The sequence below is a fragment of the Pseudomonas rhizozeae genome (assembly GCF_031583775.1).
In the GTDB taxonomy this organism is placed as follows: domain Bacteria; phylum Pseudomonadota; class Gammaproteobacteria; order Pseudomonadales; family Pseudomonadaceae; genus Aquipseudomonas.
On the sequence record NZ_JAVLSB010000055.1, the window covers coordinates 26061 to 42331 of the forward strand.

Here is a 16271-nt window from a genome sequence, read left to right on the forward strand (position 1 = left end):
AATTTACCCAAAACCCTGTGGGAGCTGGCCTGCGATGACGCCAGCAGCACAGCTCACACCTCACTGGATAAAACGAACCCCCGTCTTCACCCGCTCATCCACACTCAACTCAAACACATCAGGCCGCGCGTAGTGTCCGACCACATCGTAGTCATAGCGCGCTTTCACCAGGTCATCGGTGTCGATCTGTGCCGTGAGCAGACCGGTACTGCCCTTGAGCGGCCCGGCCAGCACGTCACCCATCGGCCCGACGATCACGCTGCCGCCACCGATCAACGGACGGTCCGCCGGCCAGTTGGCGATTTCCAGCCCCAACGCCTCGGGCGAATCCTGAACCTGACAGGCGCTGACCACAAAGCAGCGACCCTCATGGGCGATGTGGCGCATGCTGACTTGCCACATCTCGCGCTCATCGACGGTCGGCGCGCACCAGACCTCGACCCCTTTGGCATACATCGCCGTGCGCAGCAGCGGCATCATGTTTTCCCAGCACACCACCGCGCCGATGCGCCCGACCTGGCTGTCGATCACTGACAACGTCGAACCATCGCCCTGCCCCCAAATCAGCCGTTCGGTGCCGGTCGGCATCAGTTTGCGGTGCTTGGCCACCAGGCCATGCTCGGGCTCGAAATGCAGCGCTGTGCAAAACAAAGTGCTGCCGCTGCGTTCGATCACGCCAATCACCAGGCTTGCCCCGGTACGCGTCGAGAGCCCGGCCAAGGCTTCGGTTTCCACGCCCGGCACGTCAATCGCGTTGGCAAAATAGCGGGCAAAGGCCTCACGGCCCTCGGGCAAGCGATAACCCAGTTGTGTGCCGAAGCCTTCGCCTTTCGGATAGCCGCCGAGCAAGGCCTCCGGCATCACCACCAGCCGCGCCGCCGATTCACTGATGGCCTGTTCCCACGACAGAATCTGCTCCAGAGTCTCAGCCTTGCCGCCGGGCAGCGAACCGATTTGCAACGCAGCAACGATTGATTTGGGCATTCCGCGAACTCCATGACAGTGGGGGTTGCTGATTGTGCGACGGGCCCCGATCATGAATAAAGCCACCTTCACTTGTTAATGATATGAGCCCAATGAATATCGCCGACGTTGACCTCAACCTGCTCAAGGTTTTCGAAGCATTGCACGACGAATCCAGCGCCAGCCGCGCGGCGCTGCGCCTCAACGTCACGCAATCGGCGGTGAGTGCGGCATTGCGCCGCTTGCGCGAGGTGTATAGCGACCAACTGTTTGTGCGTACCGGGCGCGGCCTGGCGCCGACGCTGCGGGCTAACCAGTTGAAACCGGTGGTCAGCGAAGCGTTGAACAAATGCCGGCAAAGCCTGGCCATGGTCGATCCGGCGGGCCAGCACTTCGACGGACGCTCGGTGACGCTCGGGCTGTCGGATGATTTTGAGATCGCCTACGGACGACGGCTGATCGAAGAGATTGCCCTCCGCGCACCGAAGCTTCGGCTGATTTTCCGTCAGACTCACAGCCAGATCGTCGGCCAGGCGCTGCTGGAGCGCAGCATCGATGTGGCGATCGCCGCCGGCGGGTTCACCGAACGCTTACTCAGCCGCCAAGTCCTGGGCGAAGGCGACTATCAATGCCTGGTCGACCCGATCAGCCTGGCTGAAGGGCAACCGATGTTGAGCCTTGAGGAGTTCGTGGCGCGCGAACACATTCTGGTGTCGTCGGGTGGGTTTATCGGCATCACCGACGAGGGCTTGGCGGCGGTCGGGCTGAGCCGGCGGGTCTGCGCCTCGACCACGCATTTTGCCGCGCTGCCGCACCTGCTCAAGGGCAGCCATGCGGTGGCGACCATTCCCGGGCACGCGGCCCGCAGCATCGCCGCACTCTGCGGGCTGACGCTGCTGCCCTGCCCGCTGGCGCTGCCGCGTTACCCGATCGAACTCGGCTGGCGCACCCACACTGCCCAGGACCCGCTGCTGCTAATCGTGCGCGAGGCGATTGTCGCCAGTTTCAGCTGACGGCGTTTATTTGCTGGCAGCCATCAGGCGATTGACTTCGCTGCGCACCATGTTGGAGAACTCGGGCGGCGACATGCCGTCCAGCTCCGAGCGGACCCACTCGGACCATTTGCCTTTGCGCTTGCTGCGCTCGCCAAACAACCGTGCGGCTTCACCCTTGGCTTTGCCCAGGTTGCTTTGCCAGAGGTCGAATAAACGGGACTTTTCGTCTTCGAGGGCGGCGCGTTCGGCGAGGGGTTTATCGGCCAGATTGAAGCTCATGGAAATTTCCTGCTGTGTAAATTGGCGCCATCTTACACCGTGCGACCGCTTCGTCTGACGTGGATTTATCTCCGTGCTCGGCGCCAAGTGCAAAAACGCTGCAACTTTTACCCAACACGCGGACTCCATTGTTCACTGCTTTACCACCTGCAAGCCTACCGTCTACAAGGAGCACACAATGGCCCGGAAAAATGCCGCGCAAACCATCGAAGAACAAATCAAGGATCAAGCGTTCAGCGAGCTCCAGGCGCTGATCGAAGAGTCGGACAAACTCCTTAAGAGCAGTGCCTCGCTGGTGGGCGAGGAAGCCGAAACCTTGCGCGGGCAAATCGCGCAAAAACTGCAACAGGCACTGGATTCGGTGTCCAGCGTGCGTGATCGCACCAAGCCGGCCGTAGACGCCACCGAAAGCTACATCGGCGGTCACCCTTGGCAGACCGTGGCCGTTTCGGCTGGTTTTGGCCTGGTCGTTGGGCTGCTGCTGGGCCGCCGTTAATTCGGCATCCGGCACAGAAAAAGGCGAGCTGCGGCTCGCCTTTTTTGTGCCTGGCGTTTATTCACCCGCCAATTCTCGCAACTGCGCCAGCGCGGCGGCGTCGAGGGCGATCCCCGAAGCGGCGGACTTTTCCCGCTCCCGATGGCGACGATCCCCCGGCAAGCGCCGCAATCCGGCGGCGTGCATCTGCCGCACCAGTTCCTGGCTGCGCAGGGCAAACGGTTGGCCAGCAGATTTGCTCGGGTCGATGACGATCATCAGTTGGCCGGTCCACGGGGTTTTGGCCCCAGGATGATTGGACCAATCGAACTCGAAGGAGAAATTGCCGCCGGTCAGCGCTGCCGCCAGCAGTTCAACCATCATCGACAGCGCCGAGCCCTTGTGCCCACCGAACGGCAGCAAGGCGCCGCCCTCCAAGATGGCTTTCGGGTCCTGGGTCGGCTGGCCGAGGCTGTCGACGCCCATCCCCGCTGGCAATTTTTCGCCCTTGCGCGCGGCAATTTGCACGTCGCCGTGGGCGATGGCGCTGGTGGCCAGATCGAACACAATCGGTCCGCCGTCAGCACGCGGCGCGGCGAACGCGATCGGATTGGTGCCGAACAGCGGCCGATCAGCGCCGTGCGGCACCACGCAGGTCATGCTGTTGACCACGCTCAGGGCCACCAGGCCTTCTTCGGCGAAAGGTTCGACATCCGGCCATAACGCGGCGAAGTGATGCGAGTTGTGAATGGCCAGCGCCGCGATCCCGGCGCTCCGCGCTTTCTCCACCAGTAACGGGCGGGCCGCCGCCAGCGCAGGTTGGGCGAAGCCACCCCCGGCATCGACCCGCACGAAACCGGACGCCACGTCATCGACCACCGGTACCGCGCGGCCATTGACCCAACCGCTGTTGAGTGTCGACACGTAACCGGGGATGCGGAACACGCCGTGACTGTGGGCGCCATCGCGCTCAGCGCCAGCGCAGTTGAGCGCCAAAGTTTCGGCCACTTCAGCGGAGGTGCCGTGACGGACGAAAATCTGTTGCAGCAAGCTCACTAACGCATCGAACGCGAGGTGGACTGGTTCATTTTGCGCAGACATCTGAAGCTCCAGCTTATTCATTATTGGAGGGGGCAACAGCCGAGAACGAGGTATGCCAAGCCACCGATTAAACAACGCGTGACGAGGCTTCTGTCAACAGGTGCATAGCACGTCAATAAATTTGCCTGCGGTAACTATGTACCGCACCCCAGCGCAAAGGGTTTTCTAGTCTGGGCCTCGATTTGCAGGCCAGGTCCTGCGACACCAACCGTGAGACCCGCTATGCCAGAACCCGCCATGCCAGTAGCCCCAGCTCCGCTGTTTTTCCCAGAAGCTCTAGAAAACCGTGGTTCCTGGCGTGATTGGGCCACCACCTACGGCCTGAGCCTCAAGGACTTCGCCTGGCTCAGCCACGTCAACTTGTCCACCCAGGCCTTGCGCAGTGCGCAAACGCCGGCCATGACCGTCGAGCGTTTGCTGATCCAGCGCAGCGGCCAGCCCGACCTTCCCCTGTCCGGCAGCTTAGTGCTGCATCCGACGCCGGAGGACCAGGGCGCGCTGCTCTATACGCCCTACGGTGGTCTGGAAAAATTCGATAGCCTGGCCCTGCTGAAAACCACGCTCAGCGGCAGGTTGGCCGATCCGGCGTCGAGGGCTGAGCTGGTGAGTCTATTGTCCCTGGATCAGCGCCAGTCACTGGAAGACACCGCTCCTTTGAGCCTGGGTTCAGCGGTGATCAGCGGCGATGTGTTCGACGATCAGAAAGCGCAGATCCGCGACAACCAACGGGCCAATGCGCAACGCCTGCTCACCTCGCTGCTGCAGTTGCCTAGCTTGACCGAGCTGCTGAATCGGATGCTCAACGACGCCTTGCGCACGGCCATGCCGGGCCTTGATCAACGCGTTACGCACGTCAGCTTCTACAGCGGCAGCCCATCCGTAGAAGGAACCCCGGCGCCGCGACGCTGGGTCGATTCCATGTTGCTGGCCGACGCCGTGCTGCTCTACTACCGACAACAAGGCTGGCCGAGGGGGCGAGTCCGTGAGTTCACCCACCCGCAGCGTCCGCCATCGGCGGGCAATCAGGATCAGCAACACTGGGATAACGCAGTCAAGACCACCGCGGAAAGCCTGACTCGGCAACTCGCCAGCCACTTGGAAACCTTCTGGAACACTGACGCCGTTACCGGGGTATCGCGCCGGCAGTTGTTTACCCAGGCCATCAGCGACAAGGCCCGAGCAGACCTGCTGTTCAAACGCCAGGAGCGCATCATTACGCCCACCCAAAGCGCAGCGCTGATGAGTCTGTTTGATCGCGACAAGTCTGTCGGCACGCCGCCGCTGACCGTTGAAAGCGTGCGCCTGTGGGAATACCCGCCGGACTATGTCGAGCTGGCCGGTTCCTTGATGCTCGAGCAGCAAAAAGCTTACCTCTACACCCCCGCCAGTGGCTTGCAGGTGCTGGACAACTACCAGGACCTGCTCGACACGGTGAAAGTCAAATTCAGCGCCGTGGGCCACGAAGACGAACTGTATGACTTGCTGACGCAGGAGGAACGCCAGCGCTTCATTGGTTTCAGCCAACCTGGCATTTCCGGTGCAGCGATTAACGGCCCCGTGTTTGCGACGCTGTTCGACACCATCCTCAGCAAACAACAACGCAATCTCGACTATGCACTGTCGGTATTTCGCCACAGCGATGGCCTGGTCGACGTGCACGCCTTGTTCGACCAATCGCTGGATATCCGCGGGATGCTCGATCCACAACTGACCGTGCTCGAGGCCGGCGGGCGCTGGAGCACCTCGCCGGTGATCGTCGGTCAGCAAGGGCCTGGCCGGGTTCTGGCCGACAAGGCTGCACTGGCGCTGAAGACGTGCTCCAGCATCGACTCGCCGTTGCAGCAGGAATGGGCGCAGCAACCCATTGCCACCGCAGCGTTGCAACGCGCCTTTATCGAACGCATCAAACCCCGTCTCGCCCATGCCTGGGCGGTGGCCATCCGCAGTGAAGCTGAGCTTCGCGTGCTCAGTGGCACCTTACAGGCCAACGCGCGCGCGATCGTCGAATGCGTGCTCAACCCTGATCGACCGAACCGCGTACGGCGTCCGGGGCTGAACGGTTTTCGCCCGGACGCCTGGTGGCTGACGCTGGTGTGTTCCGGGCAATTGCACAGGGTGCCGTTGGCCCATTGTTTACTGATGACCGAACGCGGCGGCCTGGATCCACGTCACTCCGGACTGGCCATTTTATGGACGCCCGCCAGGGGGCTGGAAGTCTTCGACTCGATACAGTCTGCCCGTACCGAGCTGGATCAGCGTTTGAATAACGACGTCGCTCGAATGAGCCTGCTGGAAAATGCCCCCATCGGGTCACGTCCTTTCCATCGCACTTACCGCCTCGGACCCTTGCGGCTGATCGAAGGCCATGTGCTGGAAACACGCTTGCAATCGGCGCTGGAGCATTACTTGTCGGCATGCGATCAGGTCCGCTTGCTCAATCTCAGTGCCGACCGCCAGACCAGAGCGCTTGGTCGCTTGAAAACCCTGCCCGTCCCCACGGGCATGGCTCGCACAGCGGCAGTCGCTCAAAGCATCATCACCCAGCAATCACTGCCGCCCTGGCTGGCAATGACCTCCCTTACCGAACAGGCCCTGCACCTGGAGTTGCTGGAGCAATACCGCCAAAGCGTCACCGACGACCAGGACTACCTGCACGGTCTCAAACCCCTGACCGATTATGTACGCGAGCAACTTGAAAACTTGCAGAAAAGCCGCTTCAGCGGGCAGTTCCTCGACGCCGATCAGGTGTTGATCACGCCGCACCTGACACTGGCCGGGCCAGTGCAAAGCCTGACCGACTTCGCCCTGAACCACGTCTCGGCACTGCAGGGCAGCGGCTTCACGGTGAGCGCGCAGGCCGGCAAAACGTTGCCCGCCGGGCTGGATGCGGGCGCCGTGCGGCAGATGACCTTGCAACTCAACATCAAGAGCGCCTACACCGCTCTATTGAAAGCTCGGCTGACTGGCAGCGATCCACAGGTCAACATCAGCCGGCAGCGATTCATGCGCCAGGTGCCCTGGCAACTGTTGCACCATGGACACGCCCTGATGTTGCAGGAGCGGATCTCCAAAGGAGCATTCGACGTGCTCAAGCAAGTGCTGGATATGCCGGACGGCATCGCCCGAGGCCTGATCAATGGCGCTACGGCGGTCGTGCGCCCGGTGGAACTGCTGGCCACCAGCGGCGCGACCGCCGTCAAAGCATTGGGCATGTATCTGATGGGCCCGGGCGCCGGCCAGGCCGGACCACACCTGCTGTACTGCCCCTATGCCGTCGACCACGGGCTGTTGGAGTTCAGCGATGAAGCGGCAGTCATCGCCGCTTTCAACACACCCGGGGCATTGCAGGACTTGCTGATTCGGCGCCTGCCAGCGTCACAGCAAGCCACATTCACCAACCTGTTCAAATCCACGGTCAGGCAAACATCCGAAGTCACCTTGGGAAATACGCCCATCGCGGGCAACCTGCTCCAGCGCTTTTACCTCGACAACCACGATCTACTGATGCTGATGCTCGATGGCCAACGTGATACGCGCGGTCAATCGGACTGGGCTGCGCTTAAAGAACTGCTGGTCAGCGGGATCAAACGCGCGGTGAGCTTTTTGCCGGGCAAACTCGGTTATGGCGTATTTCTTTGGCACAGTTACCAGGACTTCAAGGCGTCGGCCGAGGCATTACAAAACCATCAATGGGGGAGCGCCCTCGAAGCGTTCATTTCCGGTGCCGCGCAAATGGTCAACCTGGGCCGGATGATGCACGCCTCCGAGCGTGAAAGCGGCACGCCATCCGCGCAACCGACACCCGCCCTGCCCTGGCACGCTGAAGCGCCCATCGTCGCCCCTGTCTGGTCGGCCCTGCACATCACCGATCCGCGCAGAACACGTCTGCAAGCCTTCGAAAACCGCGACCTGGCGCTGGCGGACCTGGGCCGACGCACCACTCATGGGACTCATCAGGCTCCCGTCAGCCAGCAGCATTACGCGGCCATTGCCGGCAAGGTTTACCCGGTGCGTCGAGACGGGCCTTTGTGGCGCCTGGTCGGCGAGGCCTATCCCGGCCCTTACGTGCGCATCGTCACTGATCAACAGCCGGTGCTGGACCTAGACCAACACAGCGTTCATACCGGCAAGGCGATGTCGTTGATGCACAATCGGCATGCGACCCGTGGCTACGTCAAATTGTTTCTTAACGTCGAGGCGCGCGGCATGGATGAGATTCGCCGCAAGTATCCAGAGAAGGCCCGCGTCATCATTCACGCCCTGGACCTTGCGCGTTTCTACGCTTTCAATGCCATGCACAACATGGCGTTAGCGCGGATCAACGCCACCACGGCACGCCTCGAGCGCTTCTTCAAAGAGATGTTCGACGTCAGCACCGTTGACGCCAGCCTGATGGACAAAATCAAAGCGGTGGTCGTGCCCATTTGCACAGCGCTGGTGGATCCGATGCTGGATGACCTGGATTCAAAACGTTTTGTTGTCGGATCGAACGCCTCGCCACACAGCAAACTAATTGCGTTCGTGGTCGGCGAGGATCAGGAAAAAGCCGTGCATTTCACCGAGTTGTTTTTCGATCCGCAGCTGGACTGGTACAAATCCTGTTTGACGGTGCCGTTTGACGTCACCGCTCACGCTCAGGCTGCAACGATCATCCACGAATTTTCCCACCTGTTTTCCGCTACCGTCGATATCGCTTTCCTTGAAGCACGCCGGCCCTTTAGCGATCTTATCGCGCCGATCACCGGATTCGGCGCGGCGATGAAGCAAAGTCAGGTGGATTTCCAACGCAACGCCCTCTCGCTTAATACGCCGAGAGAAGAGTTGTTCGCACGCTGGAACAGCTTATTGAATATCTGGCAGGATTTCGGCGACGTCCCCGGCACAACCAGCGTGGCCAAAGCCGTCAAAGCTGCCACCGGGGCCAAGACTATTGACGATGCGCGCCAAGCCTTTCTCGACGTGGACTCGGCCCAACGGCGAATCGACACCATTTTGCGCAATGCCGATTCGGTGGCTTATTTGATCTGCGAAATGGGCCGGCAGTTGGATCCAGTATCCGGCACTACGGATATCTCACCTTGAAATGGGCGAGTTTAATAGTTTCTTAATCACTGATTAGCAATAACCGAGGTAATCCGATGGCCCTATCGCCTGATAATCTGAAAATAAACATGAAGTTTGATATGCAATTGCCATGACCGTGTTCTCGGCGACTCTCTCGAAGGTTAGAATGCAGCAAATCAGGAAGAGTCGATGACTGAACATACTTACTCGGAAGCCGAATACGACGCCATCACTGATGCGGCTGCCCATTGGTGCATGCGCCTGCATGCGGAAGACTGCACCGAGGCGGAACGCCAGGCATTCGAACTCTGGCGGGACGCCGACCCACTGCATGCCTTCGAGTACGACGCCATGCTCGACATCTGGGACGTCGCCGAGCACTTGCCTCGTTCCGCCATTGCGCCTGATCCCGCTCCTACGCCTGTCGCCATCATGCCCGTCAAACCGACCACGTCCTGGCGAACCTGGGGCATGGCAGCGGCAATCACCGTCCTGGCATTGCCAGTCGCGGCCTATAGCGGCTGGAACCTGGGCTGGTTGCCAAATGCCTATCAGCACGTTCAAGCGCAGGACAGTGTCCGACTGGTCACCCTTGAGGACGGCACGCAAGTCCAGCTCAACCTCGGCACGGACCTGACGTATCTCAATTTCAAGGATCAACGCCGTGTCATCCTGAAAAAGGGCGAAGCGTTTTTTACTGTCAGCCACGACACCCGTCATCCTTTTATCGTCAAGGCCGCCAAAGGCCAGGTGCGTGTGACCGGCACCCGATTCAATGTATGGATGTACGACGATCAGGTCCGGGTCAATCTGGTAGAAGGCTCGGTGTTGGTCACCAGCAACGACACTTTGCCTGGCGACGGCTTGCGCCTGACTGCAGGTATGCAGGCCGGTTATCGCGACGGTGATTTCTCCCCACAGATCAGCCAGACCTACGCCACTGACAATGCGCTGGCCTGGCTCAGCGGCAAACTGGTGCTGGATAACCTGCCCCTGAGCGAAGCGCTGCCATTGATCAACCGCTACCTGGCCAACCCTGTGATGATCGCTGATCAGGGCACCGGCCGCTTGCGCATCGGCGGTATCTACAACATCAATGAAATGAAAAGACTCGTGCCCTCGCTGCCCAAGGTGCTGCCGGTCTACCTGACCCAGAACAAGGACGGCAATCCGGTGCTCAACGCCCTGCCGCAACAACCGCCAAAAAGCTGAAGGCCGCGTCTCTTGCGAGAAGCGGCCTTCGTTTATGCCTGAATCAGCATCACTATCAGCAGCCCTGCCTCAGTGCTGGGCCACGCTCCCTGCTTTGTCATCCTGCTCGCGCAGTGTCTGGACCTGGTAATTCGGGTCTGCCTTGATCTGCGCCTCGCTGAACGGCAGCACACTCCACTGCTTTTGCGAAAACGCTTGCGTCTGGTCGCGGGCATACTTCGACGTCGGATCGCTGGACAGCGAGAACGCCAACAGCCCTTGTGCGTTCGGGCCTTGCTCGTCAAAGGTCACCACTTGCAGGTAACTGGTGCCGCTGACCACCTCACGCTTGCCGCCCTCGCCAGGCACGCTCTGAATTGCGTTATACACCCCGAGCGTCCCTGGGCCACCGTGAATCGGCGTCGACTGACCGCCGCTGTTGACCACCTGGATATCACCCCAACGACTGTCGGTCGGCAATCCGGATTCCTTGACCTGCTGCGCCGACGCCAGCAGCGCTGCGCGCACCTGTGCCGCCACCGGCTCGCGCTCGACCGCCAAGCCGCGAGGCGTGTGCGGCGCATCCTTGGGATCGAAGGCGACGCGCCAGACGTCCGGCGCTTCCAGCAATGCTTCCATCACCTGCTGAAAATGCACCCAACCCAGACCGCTGTCCAGATTGGCGCTGCCGTCCCAGGCCTTGAGGCTGGTGCACACCGGCGTCAGGGTGGCGGCATCGGCGCCGAGATCGGCACTGCAAAACTTCAACAAATCCGGCAGCACCTGGCCGGCGAGGTACACCCGATCGTCCATCACCAAGGCTTGCAGGTCGCTGACCGCTACGCGTTTATCGGCCAGCGCCTTCAACCGTTCCAACGCAAACCGCGAACGCAGGCCCAGTGGCTTGTCGCTTTGGCTGATCAGTGGCGAAAACTCGCTGAGGGGTTGGGCCGGGTTGGTCAGCCAGGCCGAATCGTTGGAGTTCTGCACGAAGTCCTTGCGCGCCAACTGCGGCAGTTGGTCCGAAGGGTAAATACCGTTTTGCACGGCTTTCGGGTGGTTGTCCCAGGCACAGCCGCTACGAGAACCGTCGAGCACAAACATTTGTAAACCGGCCCGCGGATCGCTGCATTTCGCCAGCTTGTCCTGGCTGACGTTCGGCACCACGGAGACGTTCATGTACAGCGTCTGTCCCTGATCATCCACGGCCAGGGTGTTGACCCACGGGATGCCCTGGATTTCGTGCACCGACGCTTGCAGTTGCTTGAGGTTGCTGGCGGTGTTCATCGCATACCACTGCTTGAGCACCCGGTCGTTGTCGAAGTTGGCATCGCGCAAGCTATAGGCGTAGTGCGCGTCCCAATCGAGCTTGCCCGGCCATTGCACCACCGGACCGAAACTCGAGCCGTAGACCTCGCGCGTCACCGGTTTGAGTTCGCCGTCCGCTTGCTTGACCTGCACAGTCACGCTTTGGCGGGTCATCGCGATGGACTTGCCGTCGAGCAGATAGCGGGTCGGGTCCTTGGGGTCGAGCTGCAAGCGATACAAGGTGAAGTGCTTGGACGTATCCACGGTATGGGTCCAGGCCAGGTGCTGACTGAAGCCGATGTTGATCATCGGCAAACCCGGCAACGCGGCGCCCATGACGTCGAGTTTGCCCGGAATGGTCAGGTGCATTTGATAGAAACGCATGCCGCCGATCCACGGGAAGTGCGGGTTGGCCAACAGCATCCCGCGGCCATTGAACGAGCGTTCGCTGCCGATGCCGACACCGTTACTGCCGCGATCCAGGGCGAACCGCTGCATGCGCACATCCGCCAATTCAAAGGCCTGGTCATCGCTGGTGCGCTGCGCCACCGCTTGCGGCGGTGTGGCGCCGGCCAGTGCTTCGGCAAACCGGCCGACCCCGCCCTCGACCACCAGGCGTCGGGTCAGTTTGATGATGTCCAGCGCAGTGATCGGCCGAACCCAGGCATCCCGGCATTGTTCAGGCAAACCCTGGGCACGACGCTCGCTCAATGCGCGGTTGTAGCCGGCCGCATAACCTTCTATCAGTTGCTTGACCTGCGGCGGCTGCGCTTGCCAGAACGCGTTGACCGCAGTCGGTGTGTTGAGCCAGTTGAAATACAAGTCGCTGACCAGGTTTTCCCGCTGCTCCAGGGTCACCTGTTCCGGCCCGAAAAACCGCGAGCGCTCACCGTTGACAGTTACCACTTCATTGGCCAACAGGCAGAGGTTGTCCTGGCCGTAGGCGTAACCGACGCCGTAACCCAGGCCGCGTTCATTGTCGGCCTTGATATGCGGGACACCAAAGGTGGTACGGCGGATGTCGACACTGGCGGCCTGCTCCTGGGTCCGGGCGCTGGCGCCGAGGCTCAGTCCTACGCCCAACAACACACTGACAATGCACAACGTGGATCGCTGCCTGGAAATAATCACGCTCACTCCTGGGTCGAAAAATGGCCTTCCGAGAATAACGAAGCCGTGCCGGGAAAAATTAGTCGAAAACCCTTAACCACTTACTTTTTGGATGTTTGCGACGCTGCGGTGACAAAATTTCTACATTCGAGGCTTCATGATTTCGCTCGCTCATACGTCTAGTTATGTAAGAGCAGCCATTTTTCCTGATCAGGCTCTGAAAAGGAGTGTTTACATGTACAACTCGCACCTGCCATCGGACGGTAGTCACGCGCCCTCGGGCATTTCGATGAATCCGGGCACTGGAGTGTTCGGGAAAAGCGCCGAGCGCCACAGCAATGAACGCATCCGCCAGTTGCTTAAGAGCTATGGCCTGCGCACCAGCCTGATCCGCCTGAAAGTCATCGACGCCTTGCTCTGCGCCGCCGCCGAAGAGCGCAGCCTGGGGGTGCGCGGCGTGCACAGCCACCTGCTGGAACTGGACATCCCGTTGTCCTTCCTCAGTGTGCGCGAAGTGTTGAAACGCTTGTGCAGCGAAGGGGTACTGACGCTCAACCCGGACAAGAGCTACAGCCTGCATCAGCAGGCCGCTGCGCTACTCGCCGGCCGTCAGTAAGGTCGCGGCGCGCCGTTCAGGGCTTGACCTTGCGGCGCATGACGCCATTGGCCACCACGACCACCACTGCCACGGCAATGGCGATGTACTGGAACAGCTGCTCGCTGATCATGCCGGCGTTCTGCATCCAGGACAGGCCGAGCATGATGGCCAGTACGATCAAAGAGATCAGAATCGAATATTTCAAACGTTGCTTCTGGGTCATTGCGGGTTCCTGAACCGTGAGAGGTGTATCGGGTTTGTATCCGAATGCATGCCAAGTCCCTGCCCGATCATGGGATGCGACTTGGCAAACGGGGTCACATGTTACAACCGATGAAGATTTTTCGCTTCACTGCGGCGTTAACCATGAGGACTGCGCAAGGGTGCGTCGAATCACACTGCTGATTCCCCCGTTCGGTCATCCTGATCCTGTGCGGCTTTTCCTTCTTGCCCCACGGCGGCGGGCACCACAAACATGATCGAGGCAATCCGGACTATTACCCTCGACAACTCAAGCGCGATGCTGGCTAACGGCAATCCAGTTAATAACTGAATCTCTCGATAGCCAATCTCCGACAACGCAACAAGCTTTCAACTGCATATGGTTCGGCGTTTCGGAGCATTAATTCCAACTGGCAGGGGCAAGGTCTGTTTCAAGGATCTTGCCTTTTTTGTGTCGCTTTGAAAAACCGCTGCCAGCCACTCATAACTGGTTGCAATCGCCAAGTTTTCTCGACGTTTTTTATGATTAATCTGAAGTAACCCAAGGCCATTCATGGTTTAACTTCAGTGATCAAAAAACAAAATGTTTAGTTCTCTTATTCCACCTGATAAACACCGAATGTTCGGGTTTATTGTTTGCGTCATTGTGTTCGAACTTCTCACTTACTTGGCCAGCGACTTGATGATGCCGGCGATGTTGGGGGTTGTCGATGAACTGGGCGCCAGTGCGGCGCACGTACCCGCCGCGTTCTACCTGTACCTGATTGGCGGCATCCTGGTGCAATGGCTGATCGGCCCGGTGTCGGACCGTTTTGGCCGACGCCCCTTGCTGCTGATCGGTTGCGCGTTGTTTACCCTGGCCTGCGGCGCCATGGTGCTGGTGCCGAACATCCAGGCCTTCCAATGGCTGCGGGTGCTGCAAGGCATGGGCCTGGGCTTTGTGATTGCGGTGAGTTACCCGGCGCTGCAAGAGCTGTTCTGTGAAGCCGACGCGGTTCGCCTGATGGCGCTGCTGGGCAATATGGCCTTGCTCTCGCCGTTGCTCGGGCCATTGCTGGGCAGTCTGCTGCTGGAGTGGCTGAGCTGGCGCGAGCTGTTCTGGCTGCTGGCGTGCATCGGCGCCCTGACCTGGCTCGGACTTTACGGCTGCATGCCCGAGACCCTTGCGCGCGACGCTGCCACACCGGCACTGCGCCTGGGCGCGATTGCCCAGGGTTATCTGGCGCTGCTGCGCAACCGCCGATTTGTCACCGCCAGCCTGGCGCTCGGCGTCATGGGCCTGCCGCTGGTGGCCTGGATCGGCCTGTCGCCGCTGTTATTGATCGAACAATTGGGCATGAGCAGCGTCGGCTACGGGCTGGCGCAAGTCCCGGTGTTTGCCGCAGTGATCGTCGGCAATCTGCTGCTCGGTCGGTTGATCGCCCGCCTCAGCCTCTCCCAGGTATTGCGGCACGGCCTATGGCCGTTGGCGGCCGGGCTCGGCCTGCTCGCGCCACTCAGCGCTTTCGATAGGCCACTGGCAGCCCTCCTCACCGGCCTGAGCCTGTACGGCGTCGGGCTGGGTATGAGCCACGCGACCTTGTACCGCCTGGCGATGAACGCCAGCGGACACAGCAAAGGCCTGGTCTCGGCGCTGATCGGGATGATCTCGATCTCGGTCATGGGCGTCGGTGCCGCACTGCTGACCGTGGCGGGCGCCGGCCAAAGCCCCAGCGCTTTCGCGTTACTCGCCAGCCTGGCGGGTCTGCTCTACCTCTTGCTTATAACGTGGTTGCTGCGCCTGCCGCCTGCCACTGATTCGAACGTTGACCCACGAGATGTCCTTTCATGAACACCTTCCCCCATACCGATGCACTGTGTGCGTCGACACAACCCTATTGCCTGCAAGCCCTGCCCCAGGGTTTGTTTGAGCGCGCCATGGCAGAAATTACCGGGTTCCACTGCCAGCACTCTCCCGGATATCAGGCCTGGCTCGCCGCCCATGGCCTGGACGCCCAGACGCTACTGACGTTGGATGACTGGTCGCGGCTACCGCCGATCCCGGCGGACTATTTCAAGCAGCGACTGTTGGTGAGCAGCAGTGGCGTCGAGGCCATGGAACTGACGTCGTCCGGCACCAGTGGCCAATTCAGTCGCATGCGCTACGACACGCGCAGCCTGGCGGCGGCGCAAGGAATGGTCAGCGCGATTTTCCAGCATTACCGCTGGGAAACCCCGCAAACGCCATGCAATTACCTGTTGCTCAGTTATGAGCCACTGGGCCGCACGTCCCTGGGCAGCGCTTTCACAGATCAGTTCCTCTGCCGCTATGCGCCGGCCAACCGCGTGGTCTACGGTTTGCGCCGCACCGGTCAGGCCGACGCCCATGAGTTCGACTGTTTCGGTGTAATCCGCGCCTTGCAGGAATTCGCCGAGGAAGGCTTGCCCGTGCGGATTTTCGGCTTCCCGGCGTTTCTCTGGCAGGCCCTGCAACGCATGCGTGACACCGGCGTGACCGATGTTCAACTGGCGCCGCAGTCATTGGTGTTATTCGGCGGTGGCTGGAAAAACCGCAGCCATGAACAAATCCCCAAGCCCGACCTGTACGCGCGCATCCATCAGCAATTGGGCATTGCCCTGGACCGCTGCCGCGACGGGTATGGCGCAGTGGAGCACGCCGTGCCGTACATCGAATGTGAACATCACCACTTGCACGTCCCGGTCTATGCTCGCGCGCTGGTGCGCCGACCCAGCGATTTCACCGTGCAGCCGTACGGCCAGCCCGGTCTGTTGCAGTTTCTCTCACCCTACATCACTTCCAGTCCGGCGCATGCCGTGGTCATGAGCGACCTGGCCACTCTGCATCCCGCCGCCGACTGCGGCTGCGCCCAGGCCACTGACTGGTTCGAACTGCACGGTCGCGCCGGCACCAGCGCCAGCCGCAGTTGCGCGCTGGCTGCCGCTGAACTGTTAGGGAGCCACTGAT

General features: G+C 60.7%; 12 protein-coding genes. 7 read left to right on the plus strand and 5 right to left on the minus strand.

Features of this window, described 5'->3' with window-relative positions:
- Positions 1 to 60: 60 nt before the first annotated feature.
- On the minus strand, positions 61 to 984 hold the full coding sequence (locus RG836_RS19485; RefSeq protein ID WP_310848583.1) for a carbon-nitrogen hydrolase family protein: 924 nt from the start codon (positions 982 to 984) through the stop codon (positions 61 to 63).
- Between the two features lie 83 nt (positions 985 to 1067).
- On the opposite strand from RG836_RS19485, the gene RG836_RS19490 reads away from it, so the two are divergent.
- Positions 1068 to 1976 carry a LysR family transcriptional regulator gene (locus RG836_RS19490; RefSeq protein WP_310848586.1) on the plus strand — a complete coding sequence of 303 codons (909 nt, stop codon included), beginning with the start codon at positions 1068 to 1070 and terminating at the stop codon, positions 1974 to 1976.
- Between the two features lie 6 nt (positions 1977 to 1982).
- On the opposite strand, the gene RG836_RS19495 is transcribed toward RG836_RS19490, so the two are convergent.
- Positions 1983 to 2237, minus strand: a complete 255-nt coding sequence (locus RG836_RS19495) for a hypothetical protein (RefSeq protein WP_310848587.1) — start codon at positions 2235 to 2237, stop codon at positions 1983 to 1985.
- A gap of 178 nt (positions 2238 to 2415) precedes the next feature.
- Here RG836_RS19495 and RG836_RS19500 point away from each other — a divergent pair, with 178 nt between their 5' ends.
- Positions 2416 to 2733: an ElaB/YgaM/YqjD family protein gene (locus tag RG836_RS19500; protein WP_310848588.1), complete on the plus strand. Its 318-nt coding sequence runs from the start codon at positions 2416 to 2418 to the stop codon at positions 2731 to 2733.
- 57 nt (positions 2734 to 2790) lie between these two features.
- On the opposite strand, the gene RG836_RS19505 is transcribed toward RG836_RS19500, so the two are convergent.
- Positions 2791 to 3813: an Ldh family oxidoreductase gene (locus RG836_RS19505; protein ID WP_310848590.1), complete on the minus strand. Its 1023-nt coding sequence runs from the start codon at positions 3811 to 3813 to the stop codon at positions 2791 to 2793.
- A 237-nt stretch (positions 3814 to 4050) separates the two neighbouring features.
- Between RG836_RS19505 and RG836_RS19510 the strand changes: the two genes are divergently transcribed.
- Together RG836_RS19510 and RG836_RS19515 are read left to right on the plus strand one after the other, a co-directional pair.
- The gene (locus tag RG836_RS19510; RefSeq protein WP_310848592.1) at positions 4051 to 8895 is read left to right on the plus strand and encodes a dermonecrotic toxin domain-containing protein; all 4845 of its coding nucleotides are present in this window, start codon (positions 4051 to 4053) and stop codon (positions 8893 to 8895) included.
- Between the two features lie 171 nt (positions 8896 to 9066).
- The gene (locus tag RG836_RS19515; RefSeq protein ID WP_310848593.1) at positions 9067 to 10089 is read left to right on the plus strand and encodes a FecR family protein; all 1023 of its coding nucleotides are present in this window, start codon (positions 9067 to 9069) and stop codon (positions 10087 to 10089) included.
- A gap of 69 nt (positions 10090 to 10158) precedes the next feature.
- Here RG836_RS19515 and pvdQ read toward each other — a convergent pair whose 3' ends face one another.
- Positions 10159 to 12507, minus strand: coding sequence for a bifunctional acylase PvdQ (pvdQ, locus tag RG836_RS19520; protein WP_310848595.1), 2349 nt, complete (start codon positions 12505 to 12507; stop codon positions 10159 to 10161).
- A gap of 214 nt (positions 12508 to 12721) precedes the next feature.
- Here pvdQ and RG836_RS19525 point away from each other — a divergent pair, with 214 nt between their 5' ends.
- Positions 12722 to 13102 carry a fe2+ zn2+ uptake regulation protein gene (locus RG836_RS19525; protein ID WP_310848597.1) on the plus strand — a complete coding sequence of 127 codons (381 nt, stop codon included), beginning with the start codon at positions 12722 to 12724 and terminating at the stop codon, positions 13100 to 13102.
- Positions 13103 to 13118: 16 nt separating this feature from the next.
- On the opposite strand, the gene RG836_RS19530 is transcribed toward RG836_RS19525, so the two are convergent.
- Positions 13119 to 13307, minus strand: coding sequence for a hypothetical protein (locus RG836_RS19530; RefSeq protein ID WP_310848599.1), 189 nt, complete (start codon positions 13305 to 13307; stop codon positions 13119 to 13121).
- A gap of 582 nt (positions 13308 to 13889) precedes the next feature.
- Here RG836_RS19530 and RG836_RS19535 point away from each other — a divergent pair.
- Both RG836_RS19535 and RG836_RS19540 read left to right on the plus strand, forming a co-directional pair.
- Positions 13890 to 15137: an MFS transporter gene (locus RG836_RS19535; protein WP_310848601.1), complete on the plus strand. Its 1248-nt coding sequence runs from the start codon at positions 13890 to 13892 to the stop codon at positions 15135 to 15137.
- Complete coding sequence (locus tag RG836_RS19540) at positions 15134 to 16270, plus strand: LuxE/PaaK family acyltransferase (RefSeq protein ID WP_310848603.1); 1137 nt, start codon at positions 15134 to 15136, stop codon at positions 16268 to 16270. Before RG836_RS19535 ends, RG836_RS19540 begins: the two co-directional genes overlap by 4 nt.
- Position 16271: the final 1 nt, after the last annotated feature.

Coding starts and splice junctions, on each gene's coding strand:
- RG836_RS19485 (WP_310848583.1), bottom strand. CDS start 984: ATGCCCAAATCAATCGTTGCTGCGTTGCAAATCGGTTCGCTGCCCGGC.
- RG836_RS19490 (WP_310848586.1), top strand. CDS start 1,068: ATGAGCCCAATGAATATCGCCGACGTTGACCTCAACCTGCTCAAGGTT.
- RG836_RS19495 (WP_310848587.1), bottom strand. CDS start 2,237: ATGAGCTTCAATCTGGCCGATAAACCCCTCGCCGAACGCGCCGCCCTC.
- RG836_RS19500 (WP_310848588.1), top strand. CDS start 2,416: ATGGCCCGGAAAAATGCCGCGCAAACCATCGAAGAACAAATCAAGGAT.
- RG836_RS19505 (WP_310848590.1), bottom strand. CDS start 3,813: ATGTCTGCGCAAAATGAACCAGTCCACCTCGCGTTCGATGCGTTAGTG.
- RG836_RS19510 (WP_310848592.1), top strand. CDS start 4,051: ATGCCAGTAGCCCCAGCTCCGCTGTTTTTCCCAGAAGCTCTAGAAAAC.
- RG836_RS19515 (WP_310848593.1), top strand. CDS start 9,067: ATGACTGAACATACTTACTCGGAAGCCGAATACGACGCCATCACTGAT.
- RG836_RS19525 (WP_310848597.1), top strand. CDS start 12,722: ATGTACAACTCGCACCTGCCATCGGACGGTAGTCACGCGCCCTCGGGC.
- RG836_RS19530 (WP_310848599.1), bottom strand. CDS start 13,307: ATGACCCAGAAGCAACGTTTGAAATATTCGATTCTGATCTCTTTGATC.
- RG836_RS19535 (WP_310848601.1), top strand. CDS start 13,890: ATGTTTAGTTCTCTTATTCCACCTGATAAACACCGAATGTTCGGGTTT.
- RG836_RS19540 (WP_310848603.1), top strand. CDS start 15,134: ATGAACACCTTCCCCCATACCGATGCACTGTGTGCGTCGACACAACCC.